The organism is Mobiluncus curtisii subsp. curtisii ATCC 35241, from assembly GCF_000146285.1.
Taxonomy (GTDB): domain Bacteria; phylum Actinomycetota; class Actinomycetes; order Actinomycetales; family Actinomycetaceae; genus Mobiluncus; species Mobiluncus curtisii.
Genome location: NZ_GL385912.1, coordinates 876,410 through 889,308 on the forward strand (window position 1 = coordinate 876,410; position 12,899 = coordinate 889,308).

Genomic DNA, 12,899 nt, shown 5'->3' on the forward strand with positions numbered 1-12,899 from the left:
TTTCGGTTTGTCAGGGAGCTGGTCGGGCGTGAACCGAACTTGTTTCGCTCTGCCAGCCGTGGCACAGCGAAACATTTTGCAGATTTCTGACGGTGGGCAGTAGCGCCGCGACACGTTCGGCTCGCAGCTCTACAAGTCGACCGTTTGCCCCGTGTCTCGTGACTGGACCATCGCCTCCAATACCCTAAGGGTCTGCAGCGCGTCCGTGAGCGGCACGATTCGGCTGGAGTCCCCGTTCAGGGCAGCCACAAAATTCTCATGCTCGACCCGCAACGGTTCGCGCTGATCCAAGGCATATTGGGTTACTTCCCCCACACTGACCCCGCGAACGTTCGCCACCTGGTCCCATTCCACAGCCTTGGTGCCATTCTCATAGAACGTCAAAGTAGAGTTCATCGTGTCCGCGACCAGCGCGCCCTTTTCACCGGTCACGGTGGTCAGGCGCTCCTTGAAAGGACTGAACCAGTTAACGATGTGGTTCACCAGCACCCCGTTTTCCAGCACCCCGGTGGCAACCAGCAGGTCTTCATGTTCGCGGCCGGATTTACGAGCTGTCCGGGCAGACACGGATTGATAGCGAGCACCGGCAATCCACGCGGTCAAATCCACGTCATGGGTAGCCAGGTCCTTAATGACCCCCACGTCTGAAATTCGGGCAGGGAACGGACCTTGGCGTCGCGTGGCAATCTGGAACACTTCCCCGAGTTCGCCGGCAGCAACCCGCTTTTGCAGTTCGATTAACGCCGGGTTGCAGCGCTCAACATAACCGGCAGCACCCACCAGATTGGCTTGCTGGAAAGCGCCCACGATTTGCTCGCCTTCCTCGACCGTACGAGCCAGGGGCTTTTCGATGAGGGCCGGGACACCCGCGGCAGCCAGCTGCAACGCCACCTCCAGGTGAAAAGCCGTGGGCACCGCGACGACCGCTGCCTCGATACCGGCACCAATCAAAGCGGTCACGTCAGGCAGGACCTCAAGCTCTCCTGCCACACCGAACTTGTCCCCTGCCGGATCCGCCACGGCAACCAGGGTTTCGCCAGGGGTCTCACGGACGTTGCGGACATGGTGGCGACCCATACTCCCGATTCCGATTACTCCAACACGTATTTCCTTCATAACTTTCCTATCTGCTTTGAGTTCCGGCTAAAACGGTCCCCCGGACCGTTTCTAAACGCCTCCACACCACCACGCGGCGCCCCCATGCTAACGCACCGGCACCACGCCCCTACTCCCGATTCCGATTACACCAACACGTATTTCCTTCATAACTTCCCTATCTGCTTCGAGTTCCGGCTAAAACGGTCCCCCGGACCGTTTCTAAACGCCTCCACACCACCACGCGGCGCCCCCATGCTAACGCACCGGCGCCACGCTGTTGTTATCTAGGCACCGGCTTTCACCAGGGCGTTGACGGCGGTCACGATGCGCTCCAGATCCTCCTGATCCAGGGAAGGGTGTACCGGCAGAGACACGACTTCGCGGGCCGCCGCTTCGGTCTGGGGCAGGTCCAAGCCCGGCGCAAAGTGGCACAGGGACGGCAACCGGTGATTGGGAATCGGGTAGTACACACCGGAACCAATCTGGTACTCCTCGCGCAAAGCCTGGACAAACCCATCGCGATCGGCCTTGACCCGAATCGTGTACTGGTGGAACACGTGAGACGCTTCTGGAGCAATCGCCGGGACGGTCACCCCCTGCAGGTTCGCACTTAAGAAAGCGGCATTTTCCTGGCGTTTCGCCGTCCAACCCGCGACCTTTTTCAGCTGCTCACGTCCGATTGCGGCGTGAATGTTCGTCATGCGCAGGTTAAAGCCAATAACTTCGTTCTGGTACTGCTTTTCCATGCCCTGATTGCGGTACAGACGACATTTACGGGCATGTTCAGAGGATTCAGAAGTAATCATGCCACCTTCACCGGAGGTCATGTTCTTGGTGGGGTACATCGAAAACGCCCCGAAGGTCCCAAATGTCCCCACCTGTTGACCATTCCAGGTGGCTCCGTGAGCCTGGCAGGCATCCTCAAAAATCATGAGGTCGTGTTCGCGGGCAATCCGACCCAGCTCGGTCATATTAGCCGGGTGTCCATAGAGGTGTACCGGCAAAATCGCCTTAGTGTTCGGTGTAACTGCCGCTTCAACCGCTGCGGGGTCGAGACAGAAGTGTTCCGCTTCAATGTCAGCGAACACGGGCTTTGCCCCGGTCAGCGCCACCGAATTCGCCGTAGCGGCAAAGGTAAAGGACGGCACGATAACTTCGTCGCCCGCCCCGATTCCCGCCGCCAGCAGCCCACACAGCAGGGCGGAGGTTCCGGCGTTGACCGCCACCGTTTCGCGCCCCGCTCCCAGCTGGGAGGCGAAAACATGCTCGAACTCGGCCACGACGCTGCCCTGAGCCAGCATCCCGGTGCGCAGTACCGCATCCACTGCTTCGCGTTCTTCCGCGCCGATAATCGGCTTCGCGGCGGGGATGAATTCTTTACTCATATTGTCTCCTTGCTTGTGTTTCTCAGCCGTACTTAGGCTTGGTCCAAAGTCAGTATTCCGTCGGTTTCGGTATAGGTCTGTCCGGTGACGGGGCACTGCCAGCGCCCGGTCTTGCCCGCCACTGGTTGCAGGCGCACCCCAGCGCGTCCCACCCAGCCAATCTGGCGAGCCGGAACGCCGACCACCAGGGCGTAATCAGGGACGTCGCGGCTGACCACCGCGCCGGAACCGACTGTCGCCCACTGCCCCACGGTAACCGGGGCGATGCACACTGCCCGAGCCCCGATGGCGCAGCCGTGACGCAATGTCACCCCCACGGCTTCCCAATCCGTTGCGGATTTCAAAGTACCGTCTGGGTTGATGGCTCGGGGCCACTGGTCATTGGTCAAAACCGCGGCCGGTCCAACGAACACGCCGTCTTCCAGCATGGCTGGTTCATAGACCAAGGCATAGTTTTGAATTTTGCAGTTCGCGCCGACTTTCACGCCGGCATCAATGTAGGCTCCGCGTCCCACAATGCAGTTTTCCCCCAGCACCGCGTCTTCGCGGACCTGGGCGTAATCCCAAATCGAGCAGTCGGCACCGATTGAGGCCGACGGCGCGATTTGGGCGGTTTCAACGATACGACCCATAGCTGCCTTTCCGAGCAAATCAAACTCTTCCATCTTATCCCAACCGGGTCTTACGGAACCCGACGGAATGCGGTAAATCTCAGACCTCCCCGGTTTCACAGACCTCGACTCCGCCGATAGTTCGGGCGCAAAGAAACGGGGGCTCGGGATTATTCCCGAGCCCCCGCCAGTCAGAACTTATTTGGAACCGGCAGGCGCAGCCGGAGCCGGGATAGTGTCCAGGGTCATGAAAACTTGTTTCATTTGCTCCGCAGACACCGCGCCCGGACCACCCAAAGCGGTGGCAGCCCGCGCCTGGAGACGCACAATCTCAGCGGAAGTGGCTCCATCCAGAGAATTCCCCAGCGCGTTGGGCAACAGCAGAATCGGTCCGTCGCTGAGCACTCCTCCAGCTACGGCATCGACAGGGTTAGTGCCCGAAGCGAGATAGACATGTGCTGACCCATTGGGGAACTGATACTTGCTTATTTCACGAGCGGTCTGGTAACGGTCAGCCCCAAAAACCCGCTCGCTGGCTCGCTCGCCGGCAGCTTGCGACAAAACCGCGTCGGACACTGCGCCCGGACCACCCAAAGCCACTACTTTCGCCGGTTTAATCGCCGCAATCGTTTGGGTCACAACCGCCGGCAACTTGCCGTTGGTAGGAACCAAGATGACCGGCCCGGCAGTCAGTGAACCGGCAGCCAGCGCATCTACCCCTCGTGACATTTCCGCCAAGAAAACGGCACTGGCAGGTCGGGTTTCCGCAGCGTGACGAGCAATGAGGGCAGAAGTCTCCACCCGGTCGCGACCCCCGATTCGGTCAGTATCCACTCCTGCTGCCACAGTATTCAGCACCGCGTCACTGACCGCGCCGGTACCTCCCAAAGCGACCACCTTGGTAGCTTTCGCTTCTTTCACGTATTTCGCGACCGCGGCTTGGGCATCCCGCTTGTTCAGCACCAGCACAATCGGACCATCCGTGAGTGACCCTCCTGCCAGCGCGTCAGCGGTGTTCACCCCGTTGGCTACGTAAACCGTGCGCGCCCCCTGCGGGAAGGCATAACGTGCGATGGACAGGGCAGTCCCCACCCGGTCTGGTCCTGCCAAAAGCGTGGGGATACCCATGCCGGCTTGATTTCGCTGCGCTTGGCTGAGGCCGGGGGGAACGATGGGGTTTCCTGGCTCAGAAACGTAGTACGCCACCATTTGTCGCAGCGTAGGCAAGAATGCGTAGAAGGCGTTGCCCGGACAGGCGGTAGCCCCGACGTCACGGTGCCCGGAAACTACCGGAGCCAGAAAATCGTGTCCGTCTTTACGGATGTTGGTTCGCAGATTCAACGGATTCAAACCGGTGGGACGCAACTTGTAAGCCACGACGCGCGCCACCGTATCTACAGCCGCGTCCGAGGGGCGGTATTCCATGTAGTTGCCCAGCACGGAAATCCCGAAAGTCGTGCTGTTTACACCATAGGCGTGCCCGCCGACGATGTTGGAGGACCAGAAGTCACCCGCACGCCCTTGCCAAGCGCGACCAAAGTTATCCACCAGCACGTTGTAGCCGATGTCACCCCACTTCAGACTGATGGCGTGATAACGATAAATGGAACGCAGGATAGCCGGAACGTCACCGGGGGAATAGTTATTTCCCGTGGCGGTATGGTGCACTACTGCTCCGCGGACCGCGCCTGCCCGGAGTCTCCATCCCATCCAAGACTCGTTCGCTCCCCAGTCGGCTCGGGAATAAACCGTGGCGGGACGTCCCGTTGCGGGGACATTGGTCCAAGCGTTTCGCGCCGGGTCGGGAGGAATGACCTGTTTACCAGCATCATTAGTTTTGTTGGGCTTTTCCTTGCCCCCATCGGGACCGGTGGCGATGCCAGGTTTCACTCCGGCAGACACAAATGCGTTCGTGTCTCCCGTTTCCACGGTCGCATAAGCGTGGTCCTCGGCTCTGGTTTGGGAATCAATCACTTCTACGGTGGGCTGCAGTTTCGCCCCCCGCGGGACTACCACCGCGATTTGCGCTTTCGCGACGTTGGTCAAAATCCAGGGTTCCGTCACGTTCAGCTTGTCGTCTTTCGTGGAATCGAATTCGTCGCCGATGGTTTGCCACTCGCTCCAGGTTCCGGCTTGCAGATAACGCCCCATTACCACCAGGGGCTGCGGACCGCGAGGTGACCACCGGGCTGCTATCAGCGCCACGGGTGCCTGCACTTTCACAGTGGAGACGAGTTTGTCTGTCGGGCCAGTGTTGGCAGCAACCTCGTGGTGCGAGGACCGGAGCATACCCCGACTGTCAAACAAAGGTACCTCGCCTCGCTGGGAGGCTTGGAAAGCTGCCGTTTTCTGGTTTAGCTCCGAGTCACCCAGAGTGTCCAGAGTTGCGTGGCTCGCAAAATTAGAGCTGACTTTATCGGTGATACCGCTGTCCCGTTCCGCTGCCACTGCCACCGCTGCCGGACTCGCCAACAGACTCAATACTACTAAAGACCACATGATGCCGCGTTTGCGCATAAGTTCCTCCCATCGGTGCTGCAATTTAGCATGACTATTTTAATCATCTCTGTCCAGAGATTTTTACAAAAAATCCAAAATTATCTCACGGTTTGATATGCTTTGATGCTTAATTTTCACACCAGCAACAATAGTAACGCAGCTGCAGCTATCCACCGCAGCTCTCTCGGTTCCAAAATACGCTTTCACTGATTTCATCCTCAAATGACACAATATAAAGGTGCACGAAACAGGGAAGGACAACAGCCAAGCTGTGCCGCAGCCATCACCAAACCAGCCTGCGGCTCAAGAGGTCGCTTTAGTGATACCCATCTATAACGAGGGTCCCGTCATCACCGAGGTCTTGCAGGAAGCCCGACAGACTTTCCCGCACCTCATTTGTGTCGATGACGGTTCCACCGACAATTCCGCTGCCCTGGCTCGCGCCGCTGGCGCCACGGTCCTGACTCACGCTATCAACCTCGGTCAAGGGGCCGCCCTACAGACCGGAATCACTTACTATTTGCAAGCCACTGACCTCCCCTATGTCGCCACCTTCGACGCCGACGGTCAGCACCTCACTTCTGACGTCACCGAAATGTGGCAGCGCGCCAAAGCGGAGGACTTAGACATCATTTTTGGCTCCCGTTTCCTCTCTGACGTGCAAGAAATGGGACGAATCAAACGCATCGTCTTAAAAACCGCTGCCTGGGCTACCGCTCGCACGACCCACATGAACCTGACCGACGCACACAACGGGTTGCGGCTGCTCTCGCGCCGGGCTGCCAGCACCCTAAACCTGAAACAAAACCGCATGGCCCACGCTTCTGAAATCGTGGCACAACTGGGTAAAAGCGGGCTGCCGTGGGCGGAAATGCCAGTCCACATCCGCTACACCGACTATTCCAAAGCCAAGGGGCAGTCCCTGTGGAACTCAATAAACATCGTCATGGATTTGCTGATGGGGGTGCGTTAACGTGGACGTTTTCACAAGTGTGGCCGGGCTGGTTCCCGTCTCGGTTCCGACATTGCTGGCTGGAGTCGCCGCCGGTCAGTGGGGTATCAAGGTCGTCCTGCTCCTAGTGGTTGGGGTGGGGCTGGTTTACGTGTCTCGGCTGCAAGGCGCCCGCGACCTGGCAATGCGACGTATCTTGGCACTGCTGTTCGCGATTTTGGCAGCCGTGGCAATCATCTATCCGCCAGTGATTTCCGCAGTCGCTACGTTCCTCGGTGTCGGCAGAGGTACCGATTTACTGCTGTATCTGCTGGTCATAGTGGTGTTGGCAACCTGGCTGGTGCAGTGGCGTTACAACATCGCGGTGCAGGCGCGCCTGACTGAACTGACTCGGGCGTTGGCCCTGTCCGAGGCCCGTCACAACGACTCTAATGACGAGCCAAAACCCAATACCGCAGCCGCAGACCCCAGCTAATCAATCTCAGCAACGGCAACACAGAGGGACGACCCGCATAGAGCCGATTTAAGAAAATCCGCGCCGAATCGTGATGAGCCCGCAAGGCACGCAGGTTGCGTTTCGCTCCTGCCCCCAGCGTCTTGTCCCCTGTCGTGGCGCCCTGCTCGTGTATTGCTACGGCGTTGCCCACAAACAGCGCCCCGCGTCCCAGGAAACGCCGCGCCCGCCAAGCCAAGTCCATGTCCTCAAAGTACATAAAGTATGCCGGGTCAAAGCCACCCAGTTGTTCCCAATCCGCGCGGCGCAGCAGGATACACGCCCCACTCAGCCAATCAACCGCGACCGAGTCCGTCCCGCGCCAAGATGATCCCCAATACCGGCGAGTCCACGGGTTTCCCGGCCACACTCGTCCCAGCAGCGCGTGGCCAATCCCTATAGAAATATAGGGAAAAGACCGACCGGTCGGATAGCGCGTGCCGGTTTCGTCCACCAGCGCCGGACCGATTAGGGCAGCCTCGGGATGGGCTGCAGCAGCGGCAATCAGGGCATCCACAGCGCCGGGGGTCAGGCGCAAATCTGGGTTGGCGAACACCAGCCACGGCTCCGTTCCTCCGAAGTCAGAACCAAAATTGCTGCCTGCCCCGAATCCCGGATTGTTAGGCAAGGAACGGTATTCCGCCCCGAATTCTTGGCAAGCTGCCACCACCGCGGGGTCGGGAGCCTCTGAGTTATCCACCACGACGGCGTGAATCGACCGGGAAGATGCTGTCGCTAAGCTCTGCAGCAGCCCGCGAATTCCCTCCCCGCAGTGATAAGCGACCGTGACCAAGCGAATAGCCGAGTCACTGTCGCCAAATGCCGGAGTCGGGTTGGGGGGGGTGGCGGACACACTCGACACGTACTTTCCTTCCCGGGCGCACAAAATCTAGAAAAATCATCGGGTCTGGCACAGCCGTACCAGGAAATACCCGACACTTAAGTCTACAATGGCTTGGTGTCATCAAAGCACCACCCTATTGCCACGCACGCTGCCGCTCTGACCCGCCCGCGGCGGGGACTGCGCATTTTCAGCCTGGTGTTCATGTTCTTGGCAGTTTTTAGCCTGAGTTTCGCGGGCATGGTCAACGCAGATATTTCTTCTTGGACCAAAAAAGCCAACGTAAATAAATTTCTGGACCAGAATCGTCACGAAAAGAAAAATCCACGGGACAATTTCGCCAACCGTGACTTGAACGTGATGGTAATCGGGTCTGATCATCGAGCCCAGAAAGATTACGACGAAAACGGCAGGCTGGTTACCGGAATGCGTTCCGATACCACTATGGTGGCACATATTAGCGCGGATCGCACCCGGGTAGAGGTCATGTCGATTCCGCGTGACCTGATGGTAAAGCGACCGGCTTGTCTGCGCGCTGACGGAAAGACTGAACCCGCCAGCCCAGGTTATGTCCAGTTCAACTCCATTTTTGCGCTGCTGGGACAGGAAGAAGACGTAGCTGCCGCTACTGCCTGCACCATGAAAACAGTCGAACAGCTGACCGGGATTTTCCTAGATGAATTTGTGGTCGTTGACTTTGATGGCTTTGAAAATATGGTTGCCGCCTTGGGCGGGGTGCCGATTTGCCTGGATGAAAAGATGAAAGACAGCAAAGGCGCCATCGACTTGCCCGCCGGTTGCCACACTTTGGATCCCCAACAGGCACTCGGTTTTGCTCGAGCCCGCTACGGGGTGGGAGACGGCTCGGACATTTCCCGGATTGGTCGTCAGCAAAAGCTGGTCGGAGCCATGATGAAGGAAGCCAAGAGCCGCAATATGCTGACCGATTTGCCTTCGCTCTATGCGTTCCTCAAGGCAGGAATGAAATCCCTCACCACCTCTGAGAACTTCGGCAATGCTAAAAACCTGGGCGGATTGGCATTTTCCTTGGCTAAAATCAAACCTGATAACATCCGCTTTTATACTCTGCCGTTTGGGGAATACGCTCCGGATCGGGCACGCGTCGCCGTGGCATACAATGCCCCGAATATGTTCGATGCGTTGCGTTTAGACCAGCCGGTTCCCCCCGAGTTCCCCTACCAGGACATGAACGGGAACCTTCACCAGCCCAGCGAACAGACCGCGACATCCTCGCCTTCGCCGGATTCCGCCAGTTCCGGGGGTTCCGTTCCGGCACAAGGGAGTAGCACCGGTCGCGCGGGAGGGGCACCTTCGCGGGGGACGACCGCGACGAGCAGGGCAAACGGGACGAACTTTGCACACGCCGGGCAACCCGTGGGAGGCTCCGCGAGCAGCAACTCTGCCAGCAACGTTGAAACTCCGGCGCGCGGCGCCGATACTGCCCCCAATTCAAACTCGGTGAGTACCGGCGAGGTCGGAGGAAACTCCGCGCACAATGCACCTGCCGGGGAGGCATCCGGAGACAGCAGCATGGGGCAGGAATCCGCGCAATGACCTTGCCACCGTCTTTTCCGCCAGGCAGTTCCCAGTCTCACCCTCACCCCGACAACTCTCCCCAAATTCGGCACCAGGCAGCGAATCAGCCGACTTACCCGGCTTTTCCCAGCAACCCCAACGGGACCAACCGCCCCGATTTGCGCACTGCCGTGGTGGTAGGCAGTTCCGCCACACCTGCGACGCAACACCAGGGGCTGAGCTATACGGATTTGGCGCTACCAGCCTCTTATGCCCCCGGTTCCGCAGCGAACCACTACCCCGGCACCCCCGGCGTACGCCCCGCGGAGTCTTTCCAGCCCCAGCCCGCCCCCACAGTGCCCGGTTCGGAGTCCTATCTGTCCGCCGAGCCTCCCCATTCCGGCGCTATCCACACTCGTAGCTGGTCCAAACGTATCTTCCTCACCCTTTTGACCCTGCTTTTAGCGCTGGTTTTGGCGATTGTATTTTGGGGATTGTTCCTGAACAATCGAGTCAATACGAATATCGGTCGCACCGACGCCCTGAGTGGGACCGCCGACACGCCCGGCACGACTTGGCTCATCGCCGGTTCGGATTCTCGCGAGGGCACTGCCGAAGCCAGCCTCGGAGTGCAAGGTCAGCGTTCCGACACCATCATTTTGGTACACCAAGCCGCCAACGGCACCGCCATGATTGTTTCCCTGCCCCGCGACTCCTATGTCGAGATTCCGGGTCACGGTCATAACAAGCTCAATGCCGCATTTTCCGAGGGAGGTCCGGCGCTGCTGGTTTCCACCGTCGAAGGCTTGACCGGACTGACCGTTGACCATTATGTGCAAATCGGTTTCAACGGGGTCTCCCAGGTCGTCGACGGGGTCGGCGGGATTAACCTGTGCTGGGACCAGACATTTTCCGACCGGGTCTCCGGGCTCAGTTGGCAAGCCGGATGTCACGACGTAGACGGGACGACCGCCCTGCTATTTGCGCGGATGCGCTACGCCGACCCACTGGGTGACATCGGGCGCACCCAACGTCAACGCCTGGTCATCAGCTCTACCCTAAAGAAAGCGCTGAGCCCGGAAGTGCTGATTAATCCGGCCCGGCAAGTGGCACTGGCAGATGCGGGCGCGGCAGCGCTGACAGTTGACCGCTCCACTCAGACGATTGACATTGCTCGGCTCGCACTAGCGCTGCGGAAGGCTGGAGACGCCGGTCTGCAGGGAGTGCCACCCATTGCGTCTCTCGGTTACAACCCCGGTGGTGGTGTGGGGTCGACGGTGAAGCTGGACGAGAACCGCACCCCCGCCTTCTGGGAAGGGCTGCGTAACGGGACCCTCACCCCTGCCGACCTGACCCCGCAGTTCTAAATCTGCTGTTATTGCTCATTTAGACAGCCGACCGGGCGGGGCATCGCTCGCGGAGGTCTCGCGCGACTTGGGGGGTCACAGACCCCCCTCGGAAAATGCTTGCGGAGCATAGCATTTTCCTCACCCCCTAGTGTCGCCTGCGAGTACCTCCGCCTTCGCTCTCCCCGCCCAAAATCACAACCCTCTATCCACACCCGAATCCCAGCTAACAACACTCGGATAAACCCCTGCCCAAACCGCAATCCTCGCGACGCCCAGCCAGATTACGGCGCGAGCGACACCTCGCCCCCAAACCACAACCCTTGTGATGCCCAACCAGATTATGGCTCGCGCGGTAACCAACAGAGCGCGGGGACGAATGGCGCAATCTCCGCACCGGGCGGCAAACCGGCGGGGTAGAATGACATTATGAGCGATGCTGCAGAAACGCCCCTGGTGGGCTTGGTGATGGGTTCGGATTCCGATTGGGCGACGATGTCGGCTGCCGCGGAGGTGCTGCGCGACTTTGGAATTCCTTTCGAGGCTCGGGTGGTGTCAGCTCACCGGATGCCTATCGACATGCTGGAGTATGGGACTTCGGCGGAAAAGCGCGGTTTGCGAGTGATTATTGCCGGTGCGGGCGGGGCAGCGCACCTGCCGGGGATGCTGGCGGCAGCTACCGTGCTACCGGTCATTGGGGTGCCGGTACCGCTGAAACACTTGGAGGGCATGGATTCCCTGCTGTCTATCGTGCAAATGCCCTCCGGCGTGCCGGTCGCTACCGTTTCTATCGGCAACGCGAAGAACGCCGCTCTGCTGGCTGCCCGCATCTTGGGCGCCGGGGAAGGACCACAGGCGGAACAGATGCGCGAACGCATGTTGCAGTATCAAGCCCTGCTGCGTCAGATAGCTATCGACAAGGGCGAAGCCTTAAAGAACGTGATGGACACGGAGGAGAACTGAGTTGACCACCTATCATCCGCCCGTGGTGGCGTGTATCGGCGCTGGTCAGCTGGCTCGAATGCTGGCTACCGAAGCCGGTGAGCTGGGATTTTGCCTGCGAGTTTTAGCTGACTCCCCCTCGGATCCGGCTGCTTTCGTGTGCCCGGAGACGGTGGTGGGTTCTGCTGATGACCCCGCAGCGTTGCGCGAACTGCTGGACGGGGCTGACGTGGTGACTTTCGAGCACGAGTTGATTCCGGACACGGTTTTCGATGTCGCCGCCGCGACTGGTGTCCCGGCTCGACCGGCTCAATCCGCACTGCTCTATGCGAAAGACAAGCTGGCGATGCGTCAGCGTTTGGGAGAGCTGGGACTACCCATGCCCGCTTGGGCCAATGGGGCAGACTTGGATGCGGTCAAGGATGTGGGTCGACGCTGCGGTTGGCCGCTGGTGGCAAAAATTAGCCACGGCGGTTATGACGGACGTGGGGTGCGCCTGGTATCCAGTTTGGACGAGTTTAAGACCTGGCGAGAGGGCTTGGATGAGGGCATCGAATGTCTGGTCGAGCAGCGGGTTCCTTTCAGCAGCGAGCTGGCGGTGATGGCAGCACGTCGCGCTTCGGGGGAACTGCGCACCTATATCCCGATGCAAACTTGGCAGGAACAGGGACAATGTGCGGCTGTTTTGGAACCGGCTCAGATTCCGGTGGACATCATTGACCAAGCCGAGGAATTGGCGCGCCAGATTGGCGTGGAGCTCGATATTACCGGAGTCTATGCGGTTGAAATGTTCCTGGTGAAAACTCCCAATGGCAAATACCGCCTGTACATCAATGAGCTGGCGATGCGTCCGCATAACTCGGGGCACTGGACCCAAGACGGGTGCGTAACTTCCCAGTTCGAACAGCATTTGCGGGCGGTCTTAGACCTGCCGTTGGGCGATACTTCCCGCACTGCCCCCTACACCGCGATGGCTAATGTCTTGGGCAGCAAACTGGAGGACCCTGCCCAAGCCGTAACGAAAGTGATGGAGAATTATCCCGAAGCCAAGATTCACCTGTATCGCAAGAGTAACCGCCCGAAGCGCAAACTTGGTCACGTCAACGTCTGTGGCACCGACCCGGACCTGGAGCTTTCCTCCGCCCGTGCGGCCGCTAACCTGCTGATGGGCAAGTAACCAGCACCCCGACCTGGTG

Annotated in this window: 11 protein-coding genes; 6 read left to right on the top strand and 5 right to left on the bottom strand. The window is 59.4% G+C overall.

Annotation, left to right across the window (positions count from 1 at the left end):
• Positions 1-129: 129 nt before the first annotated feature.
• The 4 genes from HMPREF0574_RS03900 to HMPREF0574_RS03915 all read right to left on the bottom strand — a co-directional run bounded on the left by HMPREF0574_RS03900 (position 130) and on the right by HMPREF0574_RS03915 (position 5,611).
• Entirely contained in the window at positions 130-1,116 is a 987-nt protein-coding gene (locus tag HMPREF0574_RS03900; RefSeq protein ID WP_004007392.1) for a Gfo/Idh/MocA family protein, read from the bottom strand.
• Between the two features lie 266 nt (positions 1,117-1,382).
• Positions 1,383-2,483 carry a DegT/DnrJ/EryC1/StrS family aminotransferase gene (locus HMPREF0574_RS03905; RefSeq protein WP_004007393.1) on the bottom strand — a complete coding sequence of 367 codons (1,101 nt, stop codon included), beginning with the start codon at positions 2,481-2,483 and terminating at the stop codon, positions 1,383-1,385.
• A 32-nt stretch (positions 2,484-2,515) separates the two neighbouring features.
• Complete coding sequence (locus tag HMPREF0574_RS03910; protein WP_004007394.1) at positions 2,516-3,148, bottom strand: acyltransferase; 633 nt, start codon at positions 3,146-3,148, stop codon at positions 2,516-2,518.
• A gap of 144 nt (positions 3,149-3,292) precedes the next feature.
• On the bottom strand, positions 3,293-5,611 hold the full coding sequence (locus HMPREF0574_RS03915; protein WP_004007395.1) for a cell wall-binding repeat-containing protein: 2,319 nt from the start codon (positions 5,609-5,611) through the stop codon (positions 3,293-3,295).
• Between the two features lie 220 nt (positions 5,612-5,831).
• Between HMPREF0574_RS03915 and HMPREF0574_RS03920 the strand changes: the two genes are divergently transcribed.
• Entirely contained in the window at positions 5,832-6,566 is a 735-nt protein-coding gene (locus HMPREF0574_RS03920) for a glycosyltransferase family 2 protein (protein WP_004007397.1), read from the top strand.
• Position 6,567: 1 nt separating this feature from the next.
• On the top strand, positions 6,568-7,020 hold the full coding sequence (locus tag HMPREF0574_RS03925; RefSeq protein WP_004007398.1) for a DUF2304 domain-containing protein: 453 nt from the start codon (positions 6,568-6,570) through the stop codon (positions 7,018-7,020).
• Here HMPREF0574_RS03925 and HMPREF0574_RS03930 read toward each other — a convergent pair.
• Positions 6,974-7,900: a glycosyltransferase family 2 protein gene (locus HMPREF0574_RS03930; RefSeq protein WP_004007399.1), complete on the bottom strand. Its 927-nt coding sequence runs from the start codon at positions 7,898-7,900 to the stop codon at positions 6,974-6,976. The two genes, HMPREF0574_RS03925 and HMPREF0574_RS03930, sit on opposite strands and share 47 nt — an antisense overlap.
• 96 nt (positions 7,901-7,996) lie before the next feature.
• On the opposite strand from HMPREF0574_RS03930, the gene HMPREF0574_RS03935 reads away from it, so the two are divergent.
• The 4 genes from HMPREF0574_RS03935 to HMPREF0574_RS03950 all read left to right on the top strand — a co-directional run bounded on the left by HMPREF0574_RS03935 (position 7,997) and on the right by HMPREF0574_RS03950 (position 12,880).
• Entirely contained in the window at positions 7,997-9,454 is a 1,458-nt protein-coding gene (locus HMPREF0574_RS03935) for an LCP family protein (RefSeq protein WP_004007400.1), read from the top strand.
• A complete protein-coding gene (locus tag HMPREF0574_RS03940) occupies positions 9,451-10,782 on the top strand; it encodes an LCP family protein (RefSeq protein WP_004007401.1) in 1,332 nt (443 codons plus the stop codon). The genes HMPREF0574_RS03935 and HMPREF0574_RS03940 overlap by 4 nt, the downstream gene beginning before the upstream one ends.
• Before the next feature lie 408 nt (positions 10,783-11,190).
• On the top strand, positions 11,191-11,724 hold the full coding sequence (gene purE / locus HMPREF0574_RS03945; RefSeq protein WP_004007402.1) for a 5-(carboxyamino)imidazole ribonucleotide mutase: 534 nt from the start codon (positions 11,191-11,193) through the stop codon (positions 11,722-11,724).
• 1 nt (position 11,725) lies between these two features.
• Entirely contained in the window at positions 11,726-12,880 is a 1,155-nt protein-coding gene (locus HMPREF0574_RS03950) for a 5-(carboxyamino)imidazole ribonucleotide synthase (protein ID WP_004007403.1), read from the top strand.
• Positions 12,881-12,899 lie beyond the last annotated feature (19 nt).

Excerpts from the sequence above, each read along its gene's own strand:
- HMPREF0574_RS03900 (WP_004007392.1), bottom strand. The coding sequence starts at position 1,116 with ATGAAGGAAATACGTGTTGGAGTAATCGGAATCGGGAGTATGGGTCGC.
- HMPREF0574_RS03905 (WP_004007393.1), bottom strand. The coding sequence starts at position 2,483 with ATGAGTAAAGAATTCATCCCCGCCGCGAAGCCGATTATCGGCGCGGAA.
- HMPREF0574_RS03910 (WP_004007394.1), bottom strand. The coding sequence starts at position 3,148 with ATGGAAGAGTTTGATTTGCTCGGAAAGGCAGCTATGGGTCGTATCGTT.
- HMPREF0574_RS03915 (WP_004007395.1), bottom strand. The coding sequence starts at position 5,611 with ATGCGCAAACGCGGCATCATGTGGTCTTTAGTAGTATTGAGTCTGTTG.
- HMPREF0574_RS03940 (WP_004007401.1), top strand. The coding sequence starts at position 9,451 with ATGACCTTGCCACCGTCTTTTCCGCCAGGCAGTTCCCAGTCTCACCCT.
- purE (WP_004007402.1), top strand. The coding sequence starts at position 11,191 with ATGAGCGATGCTGCAGAAACGCCCCTGGTGGGCTTGGTGATGGGTTCG.